Source organism: Mesorhizobium sp. YR577 (assembly GCF_900116595.1).
In the GTDB taxonomy this organism is placed as follows: Bacteria; Pseudomonadota; Alphaproteobacteria; order Rhizobiales; family Rhizobiaceae; genus Mesorhizobium_M.
Window position 1 is genome coordinate 1 of sequence record NZ_FPBI01000017.1, and the last position, 20,176, is coordinate 20,176.

Here is a 20,176-nt window from a genome sequence, read left to right on the forward strand (position 1 = left end):
CGCTTTCAACCGGTGCGCCGCGCTTCGCCACGAGGTCGCCCACGCTAGGAAATGATATCACAACCGGAAAGAAAGCGCTTGTCGATCTCATCCGTATGTGAGGTCAATCGCCTTTGTGCATCCGGCCATGAGCCGAGTTGGCGCAGGCTATCCGGATTGGCTGAGCTCTCGATGCAATTCGTTGTGCGAGAAAGGAGCTACTCCATGGCGTCGATTCCAAGCCTGGTATCTCGGAAAATTTGGAATTGCCGCTAGGGCTATGGATCGCCGGCGGTGATCCATGCGCAATCCCAAAACCATTGCGTTTGGGCAACCATTGGGCGTGTCCGGCGTACTGCGGTTTGTAGGCGTGGGCTTCGGCCAGAGTTTGCAGCCATGGAATGTCCCAGCACTTCTCCACGCTGCAAGAAGTCCTTGATCAAACGCGGCATCCTCGGATGGGCTGATCGGAGGCAAAGAGCACGGGACTTTTTTGTATATCGAAAAGCAAGCCATGGGTGCGAGGAGCACCCATGGCCCAATTGGCCCGCTTGGGAGGTCGACGCGGCGATCTCAGCGATTGAGGTCGATCAGAATCTTCAGATGCTTGCCTGCTGGGTCGAGGAGGGCATCAAAGCCCTCCGTAATAACCTCGTCGAGAGAGACGATTTTCGTCACGACCTTGCGGGCCGGAATTTGGCCAGAGGCGATGAGTCGCATAACGCGGGGCCATATCTGACCCGGATAAGCCCAGGAACCCCTCAGGTCGATGTCCTTGTAGACGACATTGAACCAGTTGATTGGCGCCTCACCAGGATGCAGGCCGACCTGCACAACGATGCCGCGCTTGCGCACCGCATCGACACATGCCTGCAAGGCTTGCGTATTTCCCACACACTCAAGCGCGACGTCACAGCCCACCCCTCCTTCGGTCGCGGCGCGCACTACGTCACCGACCGACTCTTCCTTCGGGTTGATAGTCACGAGATCGGCAATGATGCTCTTCGCGATCTTGAGGCGGGTCGAGTTCGGGTCGGAGACGAAGAGTTGGACTGCACCGGCGGCACGGGCGGCAAGTAGCGTCAGGAGACCGATCGGGCCGGCGCCGGTCACCAGAACAGAATCGCCCTGCTTCACTCCTCCGCGGTCACATGCGTAAACCGCGACAGCTGTCGGTTCCACGAGGGCTGCATCCTCATCTGCCAGCTCCTCCGGAACTGCGTAAACGTTGTACCCTTTCAGAAGGGCCTTCTCCGCCATCCCGCCACTGATCCAGCTCAAACCGGCAAGGGCCATCATGTCCGACAGCTGGAAATTGCCGCGGTCCGTATAGTAGTCACCGCCTCGCGGCGTGATGAACGGCTGAACGGAAACACGGTCGCCTTCGCGCACATGCTTCACCTCCCGGCCAACTTTTCTGACGACGCCGCCGAACTCATGCCCGAGTACCTGCGGGCCATGCGCGCCCGTGAACGGATGCGGTTCCTTTGGCACGAAGATCGGCCCATAGGCGTATTCGTGGAGGTCAGTACCGCAAATCCCTGTAAAGCGGTTCTCGATCACTACTTCGTCCGCAGCCGGCTCTGTGGGGTTGTCGATGTCCTCTACCAGCAGCTTCTTCGCCGCATGGAATCGCAAAGCCTTCATTTGAGTTCCTCCCGTTAAGCTTATGTTGTTCTGCGTACCTGATCAGCAATTTTTCCACTCGGGTAGGCGCGTTGCACACCGGTGCGGGCATATGCTGCCGAAGGTCCTCGCTTCATAGGGCTCGGCTTGCCGAGGCAACAACTGTCTCTTGTGAGACAGTTTCGCACCCATCCCATGACGCGCTTGATCCAGTGGCATGACTCGGTCTGACGGGGAATCTTGTAGATCTAAAGTCGGCGACGAATTTCGTTCGCACGATAACGGGAGTAAATCGGAGGACATTTCGTATGATTGTGGAGGACTTCAATTCGCAGTCGCTTCTCGACCGCTTCCGGATGAGCATGCGTGCGACAGCGGCAAGCGTTTCCCTGGTCACTTCACGTGATGCGGACGGACATTACCACGGAATGGCGGTTACTAGCTGGGCGTCGATTTCCATGGATCCACCATCAATGCTGGTGGCTATAAATCGGTCAGCTTCCGTCCACGCCGTCGTATCGATGAGTCGACGCTTCAGCCTTAATCTGATGGGTGAGGTGCATGGCGACATCCTGGAGCGGTTTTCCCGCAGTGATATGCGCGAGGACCGTTTTACCGCCGAACACTGGCGCGAGGCCAGAGGCGGTCTACCAGTACTGCGTAATGCGCTCGCCTCCCAGTTGTGTACGGTCGAAGCCACGCACGATTATGGGACCCATACAATCTTCATTGGGCGCGTGGTCGACGTGATCCTGACCGACATTGCCGGCATGGCTGCGCCTCTTATCTGGATGAACGGTTCGCGCGCCACTCTCTCTAGACGCTGCGAAGCGTGACCAGCCTTGACCTACAACTCCAACCTTAAACCGCCCGCCCGGCGCAGAACAACACAGGGAGAACCATCTTGAAACTCGGTACATTTGCGATGCCTCTTCATCCGGCCAGCAGACCGCTGGTCGACATCATCAAGGAAAACACGGAAAAGATCATCCTTGCCGACCAACTCGGCTTCGAGGAAGCGTGGATCGGCGAGCATTTCTCTTGCGTCACCGAGCCGGTCACGTCGCCGATGATGTTTCTTGCCTCGCTCATCCCGCAGACGAAGAACATTAAGTTCGGTACCGGAGTGATTGCTCTTCCGAACCATCATCCTGCTATAGTGGCTGGCGAAGCAGCCCTGTTCGATCACATGTCGCAGGGACGTTTCATCTTTGGCGTCGGGCCCGGCGGACTCGCGTCGGACATGGAGCTTTTCGATAATCTTGATGCCGATGTTCGCAACGAACGCATGGCCGAATCCATCTCGACCATCCTCAAGATCTGGTCGCAGGATCCGCCCTACGACATCCCGGGAAAGCACTGGCCGATCAAGATTACGGACATGATCATTCCAGAGCTCGGTGTCGGCTATATGGGCAAGCCGTTCCAGAAGCCGCATCCACCAATAGCCCTTTCGTCGATGTCACCAGACAGTGGCAGCGTTGCATACGCCGCCAAGCGTGGCTGGATTCCGGTCACGGCGAACTTCACACCCGAGAGCACCGTAATCGGACACTGGAAGAAATACGTGGAAGGTTGTGAGGCCGCAGGACGCGAGCCCACCGGCAAAGACTGGACCGTTGCTCGTAACATTCTCATCGGCGAGAGCGATGCACAGGCGGAGGACTGGCTGCTCGATCCGAAGGGATCGAACTACTTTTACTTCGACTATCTGTGGGAGGTGTTGAAGCGCGCCGACTACACGATCGTCGCAAAGCCAGACATCAACATGAAGGACGAGGACGTCACGGTCGAGGACATCATCAAGGCGTCCGTGATCTACGGTTCGTCCAAGACGGTGGCGGAGAAGATCAACAGTCTGCGCGAACGATCCGGACAGTTCGGCACGTTGCTCATGGCCGCGCTCGACGGCAGTGGCGACAATCTTGAGCGTGAGCGTCAATCAATGCGTCGCCTCGCTCAGGAGGTTAGGCCGCTCTTGGCTGCCTAAGATCCACCATCGGCTGGGAGGTTCTAAAACTATGATCGGTGACTTCACTCCGGTAGTCGAACTGCCCTCCCTTCTCTCGACGCCGGGGGAAGGGAGAGTTCGACGGGCCATTTCTATTATCGCCGATGGTGGCATGGTTGTCGTCGTGGATGATGATACACGCGAAAACGAAGGTGATCTGATAGCCGCGGCGGGATGCATAAGCCCGGAGATGATAGCTTTCATGGTGAACCATTCAACCGGGATTGTGTGCGCAGCGATGGGAAACGATCGCGCTGATGCCTTGCTTTTGCCCCCGATGACGGCCAATAATGATGATCCACAGGGCACAGCATTCACTGTGTCCTGTGACGCAAAGAGTTGCGGTACCGGCGTGTCGGCAAGCGATCGCACCTTGACGCTTCGCGTCTTGGCTTCGGAACAGCCGGACCCTGCGGCTTTGCGCCGGCCGGGTCACATCTTTCCGCTAAGGGCTCGCAACGGTGGTGTGATGACCCGAGATGGGCACACAGAGGCAGCATTCGACTTGGCTCGCCTTGCAGGACAGGTTCCCATTGGCGTCCTTTGCGAACTGGTCAATTCCGATGGATCGATGATGCGTGGACTGCAAATCGATCGCTTTGCTCATCGTTTTAGGTTGCTCAAGATATCGGTAGCCGAGTTGATTGCATGGCGCCGGGAACATGACAGTTCAGCCGAGACGAACGTCATTTCCAGGACTGCGGTCGAGGAACTACAGACTTAGGCGTGGGCCCAGGAAAGCATTTCTGACCGATGGCTGTGGTGAATGCATACGATGCGCGGGATGAATCTCATTTGAGACAGCGAATTGGATCGTCTTGTCTCAACTGAGCCATAGGTCCCGCAGTCGGCACGTGACTATTGTAGTTCACTCGAACCTTTAAGCGGGTTCATTCAGGCAGATGCACAGCAGTCATGCAAACCAACGCCTCCTGCATACCTCACTTCCAACGGAATGAGTCCGAATTCGGCGAGAAGCTGCGAAAGGGACTTCGCGCTTCGGCGATCAGCGTTTCATTGCTCACGACAAGGGACAATGAAGGTGGATACCACGGATTGGCGGTGACCAATGCGGCGCCGTTTTCCACGGCTATGCCTACTATGATGGTCGCGGTCAGCCAATCGGCATCTTCGTATGCGACGATCCAGGACAGCCGCCTCTATTGTTTGAATCATATCACCAGCAATGATATGGCGATACTTGATCGCTTCTGCCGTAGTGACATGAGGTCGACGCGGTTCTCATCAAACGCTTGGCAACGCGGACTTCACGACCTTCCCTACCTCGAAACCGCAACGAGTAGCTTCTTCTGTAGCGTCATCGGCGCCCACGACTATGGGGATCATACAGTTTTTGTCGGACGGATCGAGGGTATCTGGCTCCGAGAACATAGTGAGGAGGATTTCGACCCAGTCATCTGGATCAACGGCGCGCCAAGGCGTTTGGCTGAGCGGGAATACGCATAAGTCGGCCTAGGGGCGACCGATTACAAGCAAAGACCCTTGATTGCTTTGGGAGGAGCAAGATGTGGAATTACAAAACGGACATAAATCCAGGGCGCGACCCTGTGATGGAGGAGATTGCACGACTAAGCCACTCTAGGGGACTTGACCAGAAAGTGACGCTCCCAACGGTCGTCGTCGATTCCTGGAAGCGCTGTCTGGCCGATTATCAGTTGGCTCCCGACCGTGTGCCGCGCGCAACAGTGCTTACGCACTCAGAAATGCACGATCTCTCCGATACCTATGGGGATCTGTTGTCCATAGCTGGTCCGGAAGTCGAGAAGCTGTTTCTGCGGCTTATTGACAGCGAGTATTTGGTCTCTCTCGCCTCGCCTCAGGGCGTCATGATGCTCTTCAGGTGCGACTATCAATTTCTGGGGGATATGTCGAACTTCGGCGTGCTGCCGGGATCCGTCTGGACGGAGGAGCGACAGGGGACGAACGGGGTCGGTACCGGCCTTCGCGTTGGAAAGCCTGTGACGATAGTCGGCACGCAACACTACGGTGCCGCAATCCAGTCGCTGACATGCCTCACTGCGCCGGTGCTTGGCAAATTCGGCGCAGTGGAGAGCATTCTTAACGTTACGACACCTCGTTCTGGCGACGACCGAACCAATCGCGTTGTCCAGGACATCGTCGAACGCACGGCCCGACGCATTGAGAACCGGTATTTCGACCGCCTTCATATGCGCAACCTTGTTCTCAGGTTGTCGCGGGACCGCGACTGCGCCGATATTGCGGAAGAAGGGCGCTTGGCGATCAACGAGGAGGGCATCGTGACCGCCACTACCTCATATGCGTCGACGCTCACCGGACAAACTGCTGAAGAATTGATCGGACTGTCGGCGGAAGAAGTGTTCGAACTTAAGGGGGGCTTCGCCCCCGTTCAGCCCAAGCGGCCGATCCAACTCCACATGAATGGTAGTGCGATTCACGCTACCGTGATACAGCCGCCAAGCCATTCGGAACGAATTCGTGCGATTAGTCCGACGGTCTCCGCGCGCGATTCAGACTTCACGCCGCCGCCGATTGTCGGTCGAAGCGATCAAACGTCTGAAGAGTTGCGGCTCGATCCGATGACCTTGATGGCGCTTGAGCGAGCTCAGAAGCTACTGGGAGCCGGGCTTCCGCTTGTTGTGGAAGGCGAGACCGGCACCGGCAAGACTACCTTTGCGCACATGGCTGCGCGTCGAAGATTCGGCAACGACTGCGTCATTTTCGTAGTCGACTGCGCCGCACCATCAGGGATGTCGATTGGGTCGCTTGCCGCGCATTCAATTGCTTCGATCGCATCCGGTGCCCTGATCCTCGATCGCCTGGATGAGCTGGACGTCAACGGTCAGGCGGAGTTGTTGTCAGTTATTGAAGACGATCGTCAGTTTGCCCAGCGACAGGTCAGCTTGATTTCGGTGACATCCGTCAATCTAGATCAATTGGCGCGGGAAGGCAGGTTGCGGACTGCGCTCCTCCATCGCCTAAAGGGCGGTTCAATCGAGCTCCAGCCGCTCAGAACATCTCCCGACCTGAATGGAGTGGTTATAGACCTCTTGGAGTTAGAGGCCTCTAAAGGCGGAAGCGCAGCAGTCCGGCTTGAAGAAGAGGCGCGATTGGTTCTGATGCACTATCACTGGCCAGGCAACGTCCGAGAACTCAGGCACGCACTGAGACACGCAGTAGCACTGGCCGATAGCAGAACCATAGGACTCGATCATCTCCCCGTCGATATTGTTTCGGAGATTGGACGAAAGGATCTTACAGCACGGTCGCAGGCTGAAGCGTCACGGATTGAAGCGGCACTGAGGTACAATGGAGGTAATGTCTCCCTGACCGCTCGACATCTTGGTGTATCCAGGGCGACCCTTTACCGAAAAATCCAAATCCAAAAGATGCGCGAAGAAGTATAGTGAACTGGAGCATCGAGTTGAACTCGACCGTGTATCTTCGGGTCCGCCGTAGCGTGGCAGAAACCCTCTGTTCGATATCGACCCCGAGGCGTTCCATTCACCGCTCAATGCCATGTCGCAACGCCTTCGAAAGGCCCGCTACAGATCGAGAACAAGCAACGGTTCTCTGGATCGCGAAACGCAGAGACACATGCGGTCGTTCGCGGCTTTTTCGCCGTCGGTCAGGAATTCGTCTCGATGGTCCGGCACGCCTTGCAATACGGTAGCAAGACAGGTGCCGCATATTCCCATCTCGCAGGATGTCTCCACCAGCACTCCTGCTCGACCCAGCGCTTGAAGGATGCTCTCTTCCGCTTCGACGCGTACGGTAGACCCGGTTTTGGTCAAGAAGACATCGAATGCACCATCGCCAGCGCTCGGCGTCGATGCTGAGAAATGCTCGACATGGACCGCAGCCGCCGGCCAGCCGCTAATTCCGGCGGCAATCTGCGCTCCGGAAATGAAAGCCGCCGGGCCGCAGATATAGCATTGCGCTCCAGCGGGCGGTCGGCTCAGGATATCCCGAAGCCGTTTTTCCGATTGGAGATGATCGAGACTAAGATGGAAGCTGGTGCTGCGATCCAGGGGCTCATTGCCAAGCAACTCGCGGAAAGCAACATGCTCCATCGAACGGGCGAAGCAATGAAGTTTGAAGGAACGCCCCGTCGCAACCAGATGCCGGGCCATCGACAATAGCGGGGTGATGCCGATACCTCCGGCGATAAGGACATCATGTGAGGAGCCTTCGATAAGGCTGAAATTGTCCCTCGGCGCGCCGATCTCGAGCATATCGCCGGTCGCGAGGGCGTGCATGGCAGCTGAGCCGCCGCGCGAGACCGCCTCAAGTTTGACCGCCAGAAGATAGACACTGGTAGTGCCAGGACCATTGCAAAGTGAATATTGCCGCGTCAGGCCCGACGGCAAGTGAATATCGACATGCGCTCCAGCGACAACCGCAGGCAGAGGTGAACCATCGATGCTTTCAAGCTCGAAAGAGCGTATCTCGGCGGTTTCCTTGCGAACCGACCGGACGCGGATGGGAATGCGGTTCATCCTTTGCTCCTCCTCCGCTCATTCTGCCGCGACAGCCATCGCCTGTCGCTCTGCCGTGATCTTCTTCTCCATGACGCGACGCCAACGGACGACACCGACATCGGTTTCCAGCATCACTGGCTTGAGCGCATCCGTCGAAGCCATCCGGATGTTTCGAAACTGAGCCCGGATCATCGGCTCGTCCTGCTGTTCGAAGGCAAAGCGCCGCAGGTCGGAAATCTTCTGGCGCGTCTCCTCTGTCTCCGAGCCGGAGCGGATGTTCCAGCGCGTAGCCGCAAAGTGATAGTGCGTGGTGGTGTCCGTTTCTGGCGTCAGGATATGAGTACCGAAATAACCGGTCCCCTCCTCCTTCGGGCAACCCGGAACGGTCACGCCAACGTCGAGCAGTAGGCAGCTCGGCAAATTCCAGCGGAAGTCGGTCCAGCAATCGACCGGCGCTCCATCCTGTCTGAACAGCATGTCGAACATACCAGGTGGCGGCACGCTGTGCGCATAGCGGATCACATTGATGGTATCGCCATCCTGTGTGATCGTCGTCGGCGCCGCGATCATCGGCTCATTGCCGAGAATGCCGTCATGCAGGAAACTGGTGTGGCTGCAGTCGAGCAGATTATCGACGATCAGATCATAAGGTACATCCATCACCATGTGATCGCGTCGGCTGATGCTCAATCCTTCGCTGGTGTCGTCAAGCTTGCTGAAATCGGGGACAAGCGAGGAATCCGCCGCCTGCTCGCCCATCCATATCCATATACCCGAGTGCCGCTCTACCAACGGATAGGCGCGAACCTTGGCCGCAGCAGGGATTTTGCCCGACGGATGTGGGTTGCGGACACAAACGCCGCCACCGTCGAATTCCAGGCCGTGGTAGCCACACACCACCCGGTCACCTTGAAGGCGGCCCATCGACAGGGGTGCGAAGCGATGCGGACAGCGATCATCCAGAGCCTTCACGGCGCCATCGGAGCTTCTGAACATGACCAGAGGCCGGTTCAGGATTACACGGGGAAACAGCTCGCCGGATTTGATATCGGCAGACCAGGCGGCGAAGTACCAGGTATTGAGAAGATATTCCATCAAAGCACCTTTTGGATGATATCGGCTGGCCACGGTGGCGGAACGGGCGGCCAGCACAGTGCAGGGCAGATGTGTCTCAGCTCGCGCCGGGCATCTTGCAATTTGCGACGTAAGGATCTTCGCCGCGCTCCAATGCCAGGCTGGGCTTGCTCATATGCCACTTGCCGTCCGGGCCGGCTTCGACCTCGAGCGCATAATAATTGTCGAGCGGCATGTGATTGCGGCCGAAGGTGAGCTTGCCACGCACTGACTTGAAGTTGGCTGCCTCAAGGGCGGCACGCAGACCGGCCTTGTTGTTCAGATCGCCTCCGACCGCCTCGACCGCGGACTTTATCAAGGGGATGACGTCGTAAGCGGCAGCTGCATAGTTGGATGGATCCCGACCATACTTCTTGCGGAATGCCGCGACGAAGACCCGGTTTTCCGGCGTATCGAGATCCGGGTACCAATAGTCGACCAGAACAGAACCGAGCGCGCCAGCCGCATTGCCTTTCTGAAGTGCCGGCAGTGCAATCTGGTCGAGCGTATAGACGCTGTAGAGATTCACCTTGTCCTTGAGGCCGGATTGTTCAAACTGGGTCATGAAGGCAGTCGCACGGCCGGGATAGAAGGCGAATAAGGCCTCGGCGCCGCTGGCCGCAACCTTGCTGAACTCGGCGGAGAAGTCGAGTTGGGGGTCGTCACCCCATTTGGTGAAATCCTGCCCGACGACCTCGCCCTTGAAGACGCTTTGCAGCCCCTTCACGACATCCTGCCCCGCAGCATAGTTCGGGGCCATGGTGTAAACCGTTTTTACACCGCGTCTATTCAATTCCTCACCGAGAGCCATGGACATCACATCGCCCTGGCCGCGCATGGTGTAGAAGTTGGGGTCACACAGCTTGCCGGCCATATCTGATGGTGCGGCGTTGGTGCTGATGACGATGGCCCCGGCATCGAGTGCGCTTTTGCGCGATGCCAGCAGGACATGCGACCAGATGTAACCAGTGATGAAGTCGACCTTGTCCTGCCGAACCAACTTCTCTGTCTTCTGTCGTCCTACATCCGGTTTCAGAGTGTCGTCCTCTACGATCAGTTCGATCGGCCGGCCAGCGATCTTGCCTCCCGCCTGCTCGATCGACAGATTTATCGCGTCCTGCACGTCGCGGCCGATGACGGCGGCAGGCGTTGTCAGTGTTGTGACCAGACCAATTTTGACGGGTTCTTCGGCCTGAGCAAGGCGCGAAAATGCAAGCAAGACGGCTGCAGCCGTCGCGCAAATACGGATCATGATTTTCTCCTCCCGGCCGGATTATAGGGGGCCGGCGACACCCTCCGGACCCTCCCGTCCGGATACAAATAAACATACCGCCTAGTCGGTATGTTTACAATAAAAAGATTCAAAACTATTCCCGTTTCGAGAGATTGAATGATTGACTGCAGGTTTGACAGCGCAGACAGACAAGGATGCTATATTCCCGCGGGACATCCTGCGCAGATGCGAGGGTCTGTTCCGGGAAAGCATACAGGATCGCATGCAGAAAAAGACACGACGGACCCAGGCAGAACGAAGCGCCAGCACGCGCGAGAAGATTCTTCAGGCCACCATCGATCTTCTGGTGGAACTTGGGAACGCGCGACTGACAACGGCGCTCGTCGATGAGCGTGCAGGTGTTTCGAGCGGTGCCAGGGCTCACCATTTCCGCAGCAAGGCTGATCTTGTGGTCGCTGCGACGAGCCATACCTATGAGCGCGCCGGCGAGCTTGGCCGGCAACGCGCTTTGTCCGCTCGTACTTCGCTTGAACCGCTGCGTGAATTTACGAAAGACTGCCTGTCGATCTATTTCGATTGGCCCTTCATTGCGGCCCTCGAAGTGGTGATGACGGCACGCAGCGATGAAGCCCTGATGACGCGGCTTCGCCCTGTTCTCGAACAATTCCACTCCGGCATGAAGGCGACATGGCTGGAAGCCTTGGTTGCCGCAGGCTACGAAACCGAACAGGCGGAAGAGGATCTCGCGCTGACCCTCAATCTCATTCGCGGAATGGCGGTCAACAAAATGTGGAAGAACGACGAGTCCACCTACACCGCTCTGCTCGATACCTGGTGCGCGGGTCGCGCAGCCGCCCGGCCAACTGCGCCTAAGATCGTTGCTCGAAAATCGTGACCTGGGACGACACGCCTTCTTAGGTTGGCGCAACATCGCCAACGACTACACGCTGAGGTACCCCTTGACGATAGCCTCATCCTGTTGCACGCGTTGCGCATTTCCAGACCAGACCACCCTTCCCTTTTCCACCACATAGAAAGTGTCTACTAGCGAGAGCAGCCGCTTAAGATGCTTGTCGATAACTACGATCGACTGGCCGAGTCCGCGCAACCGGGCGAGGCAACTCCAGATCTGGTCGCGCACTACGGGAGCCAGTCCCTCAGTTGCCTCGTCGAGAATCAGAAGCCGCGGATTTGTCATCAGTGCGCGACCGATCGCGAGCATCTGCTGTTCACCGCCGGACAGGAGGTTGGCATAGGATCCGGTTCGCTCCAGCAAGGCGGGGAAAAGCTCGTATACGCGGTCCGCGGTCCAGGCTTCGGTTTCGTTCCGCCGATTGGCTGCAGCGACCTTGAGATTTTCATGAACGGTAAGATTGGGAAAGACTTGGCGGCCCTCCGGAACAAGACCAAATCCGAGCCGGGCGACCCGCGCCGCCGACAATCCGTCAAGCCTTTGCCCGTCGAACTCGACTGTGCCATCCCACGCCGGCAATAGGCCCATCAGTGTTCGCACCGTGGTCGTCTTGCCCATGCCATTGCGGCCTAGCAGGCACACGACCTCGCCCGCGCCCACGTCGAACGACATATCGAAGAGAATTCGGCTCTTGTCATAACCACTCGTCAGGTTGCGCACTTTTAGCATCATGCGTCCTCCCCAAGATAGGCTTCTCGCACGCGGGCATCACTGCGCACCGTTTCGGGCGCGCCAACCGCAATCACTTCTCCGCGCACCAGCACCGTGACACGGTCAGCGAGTTCAAACACCGCCTCCATGTCATGCTCGACCAGCAGCACTGTCGTCCTTCCCTTGAGGCTCGCGAGGAAGCGTGTCATTGACCGGCTCTCTTCCGAGCCGAGCCCGGCCATGGGTTCGTCCAGCAGCAGCAGGGTCGGGTCGCCAACCAAGGCGATCGCAAGCTCCAGCATGCGCTGTTCACCATGGCTAAGATCGGCCACTTTACGCGACGTGTCGGCCTTCTCCATGCCGATGCGAGCCAGCGCCTCCGTCGCGCGTGCCGTCAAGTCGGCGTTTCGGTCCACCCGTCGCCAGAAACGGTAGGCGTGTCCATCCTTGGCAAGCAGCGCGAGGATCACGTTCTCCCCAACACTCAGGTCGCGCACCAGCGTGGTTATCTGGAAGGAGCGAGCCATTCCATGTCGCGCACGTTCGTAAACCGGGCGATGCGTGACGTCTCGCCCGTCGACAAGGATAGTACCGGAGCTGGGAGATATCTCGCCAAAGAGCTGGCTGATCAGTGTCGTTTTGCCGGCGCCATTCGGTCCGATAACCGCATGCAGTTCGCCTTTGAGCAATGTCATCGAGACATCACGTGTTGCATGAAGGCCGCCGAAATGCTTCTGGAGATTGCGAACTTCGAGGGCTGCGTTCATGCTCGCCTCCCACGGCTCAAAAACCCGACAAGGCCGCCCTTCGCGAAAAGCACGACAGCGATGAGGAACAGGCCGAACCAGAAGTGCCAATAGACGGTGAAGCCTCCGAGAAACTCCTCGATCAAGAGGAAAAGGAGTGCACCGACCACCGGACCGGAAACGGTTCCCACGCCGCCAACGATGATCATGAAGATCAGTTCGGCGGAACTCGTCCAGCTCATCGCGTCAGGCGTCACGAAACTGGTAAAGTTGGCGTCCAGAAAGCCGGCGATGCCGCAGACGACACCTGCTATGATATAAGCCACGAGGCGATAGCGATAAGGATTGAACCCGACAGCAGCCACGCGCCGTTCGTTGCCCTTTGCCGCCTGAAGCAGCAAGCCAAAATCGGAACTGCGGACGCGCGCAAATCCGAACATCACTACTGCCAGCACGACCAGAACGACGTAAAAGAGCGTGGTCTTATCCGACAGATCAAACGGAGCAGGGAAAGCGCTAGCGTAGTTGATAGTCAGCCCGTCGTCGCCTCCAAACTGGCGCAAACCGAGCATGGTGAAATAGAGCATCTGCGCGAAAGCCAGCGTGATCATGATGAAATGAACACCGCGTGTGCGTAGCGCAATGAGCCCGGCGATCAGGGCAAAGGCCGCACTCAAACCGACGGCGGCGAAGAGATGCAGCCAGCCGTTATCGATATCGAAATCGGCGAGGATGCCGACCGAATAGGCCCCGATCCCGAGAAAGGCTGCATGGCCAAGGCTGATGAGACCGCCAAGGCCAATGATGAAGTTCAGGCTCACCGCGGCAATGGCAAGGATCATCGCGCGCAGAAGCACATCGAGCCAGAATACGTGGCCGAAGGTCGATAGCAAGAATGGCGCAGCAGCAAGCAACACGAGAATTACAACGCCTGCGAGAACGTCTCGATCGATCGGTTTTCCTCTTGTCGCGGCGATCGCCGGACCGGATGGAACGGCCTGGACGCGTGAGGTTGTCTCGGCCATCAGATCACCTGTTCGCCGGCGGGAAAAGGCCCGAGGGCCGGAAGATCAGCACCAGTGTCATGGTGAGATAGATCAGGATGGAAGCCAGTGCTGGACCGGCAGAAGAGGCCACATCAGGCGAGAACAAGGCGCTCATCAGCGTCGGCAGATACGCCCTGCCGAGCGTGTCGATCAGCCCAACCGCCAAGGCGGCAATGAAGGCACCACTGATCGAGCCGATGCCACCCACGATTATGACCACAAGAGCGAGGATGACGACCTGATTGCCCATGCCTATGGAAGCGCCTGTGATGGGCGCCACCATAATACCAGCGATACCCGCCAGCACTGCGCCGATAGCGAATACCAGCGCAAACACCATGCGTGTTTCGATTCCGAGCGCCCGAGCCATCTCCTCGTTGGAAGCCGAGGCGCGTACCATCATGCCGACCCTTGTGCGTGCAATTACTTGCCAAAGTGCGAGAGCCACAATGGCGCCAATGCAGACCACAAAGAGACGGTATGTCGGCAGTGTCACGCCGCCGAGCGAGAGTTGGCCGCCAAGCCAGCCGGGCAAAGGGACCGAAAGCCCTTCCGGTCCCCAGAGATACTTCACGCCAGTGTCAAAGCACAGGATCAGGCCGAAGGTGGCAAGGACCTGATCGAGATGATCGCGCTTGTAGAGATGCCGCGCGATTGACCATTCGATCGCCAGCCCCACGATGAGCGTAACCGGGATAGCCACGATCAGGCCAAGAATAAAGGAGTCCAGTGCAATCGCGACAGTGGCGCTAACGTAGGCGCCGATCATGTAGAAGACGCCATGTGCGAGATTGATGAAGTCCATGATCCCGAAGACCAGCGACAGACCGGCCGCGAGAAGGAAAAGAATCAGGCCGAGTTGAACGCCGTTCAGTATCTGGTTGACGAACAGGATGGTATTCATTGCACTGCACTTGCCTCCCGTATCATGAGCGCCCTTCCCCTTCAGCCGTCGTTGCGGCAGGCGTCAACATACGGATCGGTCAGTCCGTCCATCTCGAGCCCGTCCGAGCGCAGGCTCCATACTCCCTGACTGTCGGCTGCAACTTCCAGGCTGCGGTAGCGGTCGATCGGAAAATGGTTGCGGCCAAGTGCGTAGCGACCGCGCACTGAATCGTAATCGGCCTTGACAAGAGCGGCGCGTACGGCATCCGTGGCCGAGATGTCCCCGCCGGCCTGCTCGACAGCAGCCTTCAGGTAGGGAATGAGATCATAAGCGGCAGCGGCGTAGTTGGATGGAATTCGGCCGTACTTGGCTTTGAAATCGGCAACGAAGCGCTTGTTGGCTTCCGTGTCGATATCAGGCGACCAGTAGTCGACCGTGCCTGTTCCAAGCACCGCATCCACCTTGGCCTCCTGAAGTTGGGGCAGCGCGATCTGATCCATCGTGTAGACGCTGTAGAGCTTGACCTTTTTGGCCAGTCCGGATTGCTCGAACTGACGCGCGAAAGCGGACGCCCGTCCGGGATAGAAAGCAAACAGTGCGTCGGCGCCGGATGCTGCAACCTTGGCAAACTCGGCGGAGAAATCGAGCTGCGGGTCGTCGCCCCATTTGGTGAAGTCGCGGCCCACCACTTCGCCGGCAAAGGTCCGCTCGACGCCGGCAGCCATATCGGTGCCGGCTGCATAGTTCGGAGCCATGACATAGAGGCGCTTGATCCCGCGTTCATTCATCACCTTGCCAAGCGCGATCGGCACCATGTCGTTCTGTCCGCGCAGCGAGAAGAAATTCGGATTGCACAGCTTGCCGGCCAGATCCGATGGACCAGCATTTGTACTGATGAGGAGTTTGCCGGAATTGAGAACGGTCTTGCGCGCCGCAAGTAGCACATTCGACCAGATGAAGCCTGCAACCACGTCGACATTGTCTTGTCGGATCAGCTTCTCCGCCTTCTGGCGACCGAGCTCGGGCTTGAGGCCATCATCCTCAAACAGAAGTTCGATCGGGTGACCAGCGATCGTGCCACCCACGTGATCGACGGCAAGCTTGACCGCATCCACCATGTCGTTGCCGATTGCGGCGGCCGGCGTCGTCAGCGTCGTAATGAAGCCTATCTTGATTGGCTCCGCCGCCTGAGCCGAGAATGTGAAGAATGTTGCCGCAAGTGCGGCTGCCATACGTTTCATATCTTCCTCCCGTTTTGTAGTTGTCAGGCGCGGACTGTCTCGCTGCCCAACTGATTGTCTGGTGTTGCGTGCTTGAAAGCCTCGATCTTGGTTAGGGCAGTTCCGGCAATCCTGATGCGGTAGGAACGTCGAGCTGCAGCGAAATTGTGCAGGATGAGCCGGCTCATGCGGCGCTCCGTGCCCGTCTTCCCGCAGAGGGGCCTGCGACGATGTCTATGGCGATCTCACCGAGACCATCGATGCCCCCTGTCACCTTGTCTCCGGCAACGATGGCGCCGACTCCGGCGGGTGTGCCCGTCATGATGATGTCGCCCCGCTTTAGCGACATCGAGCGCGACAGGATCGATATGATCTCAGGCACATTCCAGATCAGCTCAGACAGGTCCGCGCTTTGTCTGACCTTGCCGTTGACCGCGAGCCATATCCGGCCGCTGTCGGGATGGCCGACAGTGGCAACCGGGCGCAACGGTGCGCACGGGGCCGAGAGATCGAACGCCTTGCCCCAGTCCCACGGCCTCCCCTTGTCGCGTGCCTCCAACTGCAGGTCGCGCCGCGTGAGGTCGATGCCAACGCCATAGCCCCAGACATGATCAAGCGCAGCTGCCGCGGGAATGTCGCTGCCGTCACGTCCGATCGCAACCACAAGCTCGATCTCGTAGTGAAAGTCGCGGGTCTCCGGCGGATAGGGAATGGCGCTTCCGGTGTCCACAACCGCATCAGCCGGCTTGGTAAAGAAGAATGGCGCCTCGCGGTCCGGATCCTTGCCCATCTCGCGCGCGTGCGCCGCGTAGTTGCGACCGACGCAGAAAATGCGCCGAAGCGGGAAGCGGACTACCTCATTGTCGATAGCAAGGGATGCCGGCGCCGCCGGCTCGAAAACAAAGTTATTCATTGCGCTGCTCCTAGTATGACGCGCTGTCTGAGAGATCGATTTTGCGAAGCTGCTGCCGGTCTATCTTGCCGGTGCCGGTTTTTGGGAGTTCGTCGAGGAAAACGATGCTCCTCGGGTATTTGTAGGGAAGCAACGTCTTCTTGACATATTGCTTGAGGGTGTCTGCCATGTCTGCCGGCTGGCTGTCTTCATCGGGCACGACAAAGGCCTGCAGCGTCATCCGTCTGTCAGGCAGTTCGACAGCCATAACGGCGCATTCCCGGACGAGCGGATGATCGGCCAGGCACAGTTCCACTTCGAGCGGATAGACCCATTGACCAGACACTTTCACGAACTCGTCGGCCCTGCCGAGGAAGAAGTAGAAGCCGTCGCGGTCGCGTCGCATGCGATCGGACGTGTATATCCAACCATCGGCGCGCATCGTCTCGGTAGTCTTGTCAGGGCGGTTCCAATAGCAAGGCGCGTTGGAGTCGCCCCGTACCCAAAGTATCCCCTCCTCGCCGTCGGCAACTTCTCGCCCATCAGGATCGCGCAGGGAAATCTCATATCCCGGCACGCGTCGCCCGGCGGCCCCGGCTTTGCGCGCCTCTTTGGTGTTCGAGAGGTAGATGTGAAGCACCTCGGTCGAGCCGAGCCCCTCCACGATGTCATGTCCCGAAAGTGCTCGCCAAGCGTCAGCCACCTCGCCTGCCAGCACCTCTGCCGCCGAAAGGCACAGCGTCACGCTGGACAGGTCCGCAGCCATAGCTTCAGGCGCGTTGATAAGTGACGTATAAAGCGTCGGAAGGCCGAAGAAATGTGTCGGGCGATAATCCCGTATAGCGTCGAAAATCGGCTTCGGTTTTGGTTGACCGGGCACCAATATGCTGGTCGCCCCGACCGAAAACGGGAAAGTGAGTGAATTCCCGAGGCCATAGGCGAAGAATATCTTCGGCACCGAAAAGCAGATGTCATTGGGCGAAATTCCAAGCACATGCCGGCCGAAGGACTGCGCCGTATAGGCCATATCGTGCTGGAGGTGGACGATCCCTTTCGGACGCCCAGTCGACCCTGATGAATATTGCCAGAAAGCCATGTCGTCACGGCCCGTCGGCGCTGCATCGAGTGCGGAGGCCATGTGCTGCAGGAAGGCTGCAGATTTGATCGCAGGGACCGGACAATTTTCGGGCGTCTCGCCATTCACGATGACGATCTGCTCAAGCGATGTTCCCGCGCAGGCAATCTGATCAAAGCGCATGGCGAAGGCAGCGTCGGCTACGGCGATCCTCGCTTTTGAATCAGTCAGATAGAAATTCAGGAGATCAGCCGGCGTCAGCGTATTGATCAATAGTGGAACCAGCCCTGCCCGGAGCGCGCCGAAAAGAACAGCCGGATAGGCGGGACTATCGTCAAGAAACAGCAGCACCCTGTCGCCCTGGACCAACCCTGCGTCGAGCAGAGCGTTGCCGAACCGGCAGGCATCGGCGCAAAGTTCAGCGTATGTCCGCGAACCAGCAGGCCCGATCACTGCAGGGTGATGACCCCTGCCCCGCTCGAGATTGTCAAACAGGATAGCACTCGCATTGTAGCGCTCAGGAACAGAAAACCCGATTTCAGCGGCACCTGAAGTATCCCGCGGGACAAGGTCTTCAACCGGTCGCTCCGGCCATTCGTGACCGGTTGCTTGGACGTTCATCGAACCCTCCTTCATTCCGCCGCCGAGCGCGGACGCGCATCGCCGTAGCGGGCCATGAACCCAGGCGACATCGCCCGCAGACGATCATCATCGATCCGTCCGGAGCGCGTGATGTAGCTGTAGGCGAGATCGAGCGGCGAAAGCCGCATGTGCTCCGGGACATTCGCATACCAAGCTGCACTCTCGCGCGCCGCCCGTGCCAGCTTCTCCACGATCGGTCGCCGCTGCGCCTCGTAGTGCAGACAAGCGTCGCGGATGTCATCGGGATAAGCCTCGAGCGCCATAGCAAGTGCCAGCGAATCCTCCATCGCAAGTCGCGTCCCGGAGCCGATAGAATAATGCGCCGTGTGCAGCGCATCGCCGATCAAGACCATGTTGCCGTGAGACCAGCGGTTGCTCCACAGCCAAGGGAAGTTGCGCCAGTTCGATTTGTTGGCGACCAGCGAATGACCATCGAGCGTTTCGGCGAAGATCTGCTCGCAACGAGTCTTTGCGTCGTCCGCCCCCAGCCTGTCGAAGCCGGCCTTCAGCCAACTGGCGCGGTCGCACTCGACGATGAAGGTGCTCATTGCCGGCGAATAGCGATAGTGATGGGCGTTGAAGGTTCCGAACTCCGTCTCGACGAAGGTTTGCGTTAAGGTTTCGAAGTGCTTGGTCGTTCCGAACCATACGAATTTCTCGTCGAGATAGGACAGTGTTGTCTGGAAGTCGCCCTCGAAGGTCCGTCGTATCAGGGAATTCACCCCATCGGCTGCGACGATGAGATCGCATTCAGGAATATCCTCCACGGAGCGAAGCGTCGTGTTGAAGCGCATGTTCACGCCAACTCCGCGCGCCCGCTCCTGAAGCAGCAGCAAGAGTTCGAGCCGCCCGATGGCGGAGAAAGCCACACCGTCCAGAGCAACCCGCTCGCCGCGGTGAACGAGCGTGATGTCCGACCATGTCTCCATGCGTGCGGTGATGAGGTCGGCGGTTTCGGCGTCCTCGGCCCTCAGGAAATCCATGGCGCGGGCGGAGAAGACGACGCCGAAACCAAAGGTCGCACCTTCGGCGTTCTGTTCGAACACCGTGACTGTGTCTGCCGGATGCCGCGATTTCCAAAGATAGGCGAAATACAAGCCGCTCGGCCCACCACCGACGACGACGACCCGTTTCATACGCATCCTCCCAACGCGATTGTCTGAATGCAATCTATATATTTTTGCGTATAGTGCAATAGATTTTACAGTATGTAATTACGCTATACAATTTACCGGGCAGTTTTTCGTGGAGTGAGGCCAACAGCAACGGCCACCGCAGCGCTCGGCCGAAGCGACTTCGTCAATCAGGCCGTCACACGAGCTTGTGGATTCTAGGCCGTGGATCTGTAATTTGCAGAGCTTGGCGGTGTTTCCCTTGAGGGTTTCAAGGGTCTGTCCGCACTGATGGCTGCAAGCAGCGATCGTGCTGTATCGGGTTTCACAAGGCCGAACGTTGCATTGACTCGAAGCGGGCTTTCTGGCCCATCCGGTAACCTTCGCAGAGCGCTCGTCCCTGCGTTCCCTCTCGGGACACCGCTCTCGGATCAGCTTTCCGGCTTCACCGCTGGCAATCAGATTCTATCTCATCTCATGCTTCGAACA

19 protein-coding genes are annotated in these 20,176 nt (G+C 58.3%); 6 read left to right on the forward strand and 13 right to left on the reverse strand.

Annotation, left to right across the window (positions count from 1 at the left end):
• Positions 1-552 precede the first annotated feature (552 nt).
• Complete coding sequence (locus BM413_RS22710; RefSeq protein WP_091917143.1) at positions 553-1,626, reverse strand: 2,3-butanediol dehydrogenase; 1,074 nt, start codon at positions 1,624-1,626, stop codon at positions 553-555.
• 287 nt (positions 1,627-1,913) lie between these two features.
• Here BM413_RS22710 and BM413_RS22715 point away from each other — a divergent pair, with 287 nt between their 5' ends.
• The 5 genes from BM413_RS22715 to BM413_RS22735 all read left to right on the forward strand — a co-directional run bounded on the left by BM413_RS22715 (position 1,914) and on the right by BM413_RS22735 (position 7,023).
• A complete protein-coding gene (locus BM413_RS22715; protein ID WP_091917144.1) occupies positions 1,914-2,441 on the forward strand; it encodes a flavin reductase family protein in 528 nt (175 codons plus the stop codon).
• A gap of 68 nt (positions 2,442-2,509) precedes the next feature.
• The gene (locus BM413_RS22720) at positions 2,510-3,595 is read left to right on the forward strand and encodes an LLM class flavin-dependent oxidoreductase (protein WP_091917145.1); all 1,086 of its coding nucleotides are present in this window, start codon (positions 2,510-2,512) and stop codon (positions 3,593-3,595) included.
• Positions 3,596-3,626: 31 nt separating this feature from the next.
• Positions 3,627-4,340 (forward strand): 3,4-dihydroxy-2-butanone-4-phosphate synthase, encoded by a 714-nt coding sequence (gene ribB / locus BM413_RS22725; protein ID WP_091917146.1) that lies wholly within the window; start codon positions 3,627-3,629, stop codon positions 4,338-4,340.
• A 191-nt stretch (positions 4,341-4,531) separates the two neighbouring features.
• On the forward strand, positions 4,532-5,083 hold the full coding sequence (locus BM413_RS22730; protein ID WP_091917147.1) for a flavin reductase family protein: 552 nt from the start codon (positions 4,532-4,534) through the stop codon (positions 5,081-5,083).
• A 59-nt stretch (positions 5,084-5,142) separates the two neighbouring features.
• Positions 5,143-7,023, forward strand: coding sequence for a sigma-54-dependent Fis family transcriptional regulator (locus BM413_RS22735; protein ID WP_091917148.1), 1,881 nt, complete (start codon positions 5,143-5,145; stop codon positions 7,021-7,023).
• 138 nt (positions 7,024-7,161) lie between these two features.
• On the opposite strand, the gene BM413_RS22740 is transcribed toward BM413_RS22735, so the two are convergent.
• From BM413_RS22740 to BM413_RS22750, 3 genes are all read right to left on the reverse strand, one after another.
• The gene (locus BM413_RS22740) at positions 7,162-7,986 is read right to left on the reverse strand and encodes a PDR/VanB family oxidoreductase (RefSeq protein WP_210188957.1); all 825 of its coding nucleotides are present in this window, start codon (positions 7,984-7,986) and stop codon (positions 7,162-7,164) included.
• Positions 7,987-8,133: 147 nt separating this feature from the next.
• Complete coding sequence (locus BM413_RS22745; RefSeq protein ID WP_091917150.1) at positions 8,134-9,192, reverse strand: aromatic ring-hydroxylating oxygenase subunit alpha; 1,059 nt, start codon at positions 9,190-9,192, stop codon at positions 8,134-8,136.
• A gap of 76 nt (positions 9,193-9,268) precedes the next feature.
• Positions 9,269-10,462, reverse strand: a complete 1,194-nt coding sequence (locus BM413_RS22750; RefSeq protein ID WP_091917151.1) for an ABC transporter substrate-binding protein — start codon at positions 10,460-10,462, stop codon at positions 9,269-9,271.
• A gap of 244 nt (positions 10,463-10,706) precedes the next feature.
• On the opposite strand from BM413_RS22750, the gene BM413_RS22755 reads away from it, so the two are divergent.
• Entirely contained in the window at positions 10,707-11,339 is a 633-nt protein-coding gene (locus BM413_RS22755) for a TetR/AcrR family transcriptional regulator (RefSeq protein WP_091917152.1), read from the forward strand.
• A 45-nt stretch (positions 11,340-11,384) separates the two neighbouring features.
• On the opposite strand, the gene BM413_RS22760 is transcribed toward BM413_RS22755, so the two are convergent.
• The 9 genes from BM413_RS22760 to BM413_RS22795 are packed head-to-tail and all read right to left on the reverse strand — an operon-like array spanning position 11,385 to position 19,711.
• On the reverse strand, positions 11,385-12,089 hold the full coding sequence (locus tag BM413_RS22760; protein ID WP_348272921.1) for an ABC transporter ATP-binding protein: 705 nt from the start codon (positions 12,087-12,089) through the stop codon (positions 11,385-11,387).
• A complete protein-coding gene (locus BM413_RS22765; protein WP_091917153.1) occupies positions 12,086-12,835 on the reverse strand; it encodes an ABC transporter ATP-binding protein in 750 nt (249 codons plus the stop codon). Before BM413_RS22765 ends, BM413_RS22760 begins: the two co-directional genes overlap by 4 nt.
• Positions 12,832-13,839, reverse strand: a complete 1,008-nt coding sequence (locus tag BM413_RS22770; protein ID WP_091917154.1) for a branched-chain amino acid ABC transporter permease — start codon at positions 13,837-13,839, stop codon at positions 12,832-12,834. The genes BM413_RS22765 and BM413_RS22770 overlap by 4 nt, the downstream gene beginning before the upstream one ends.
• 4 nt (positions 13,840-13,843) lie before the next feature.
• Positions 13,844-14,764, reverse strand: coding sequence for a branched-chain amino acid ABC transporter permease (locus BM413_RS22775; RefSeq protein WP_091917155.1), 921 nt, complete (start codon positions 14,762-14,764; stop codon positions 13,844-13,846).
• A 41-nt stretch (positions 14,765-14,805) separates the two neighbouring features.
• Entirely contained in the window at positions 14,806-15,987 is a 1,182-nt protein-coding gene (locus BM413_RS22780; protein ID WP_091917156.1) for an ABC transporter substrate-binding protein, read from the reverse strand.
• Between the two features lie 23 nt (positions 15,988-16,010).
• Positions 16,011-16,154, reverse strand: coding sequence for a hypothetical protein (locus BM413_RS33230; protein ID WP_175544408.1), 144 nt, complete (start codon positions 16,152-16,154; stop codon positions 16,011-16,013).
• On the reverse strand, positions 16,151-16,879 hold the full coding sequence (locus tag BM413_RS22785; protein WP_091917157.1) for a fumarylacetoacetate hydrolase family protein: 729 nt from the start codon (positions 16,877-16,879) through the stop codon (positions 16,151-16,153). Before BM413_RS22785 ends, BM413_RS33230 begins: the two co-directional genes overlap by 4 nt.
• 10 nt (positions 16,880-16,889) lie before the next feature.
• Positions 16,890-18,554 (reverse strand): benzoate-CoA ligase family protein, encoded by a 1,665-nt coding sequence (locus BM413_RS22790; RefSeq protein ID WP_091917235.1) that lies wholly within the window; start codon positions 18,552-18,554, stop codon positions 16,890-16,892.
• Between the two features lie 11 nt (positions 18,555-18,565).
• Positions 18,566-19,711, reverse strand: a complete 1,146-nt coding sequence (locus BM413_RS22795) for an FAD-dependent monooxygenase (RefSeq protein WP_091917158.1) — start codon at positions 19,709-19,711, stop codon at positions 18,566-18,568.
• Positions 19,712-20,176 lie beyond the last annotated feature (465 nt).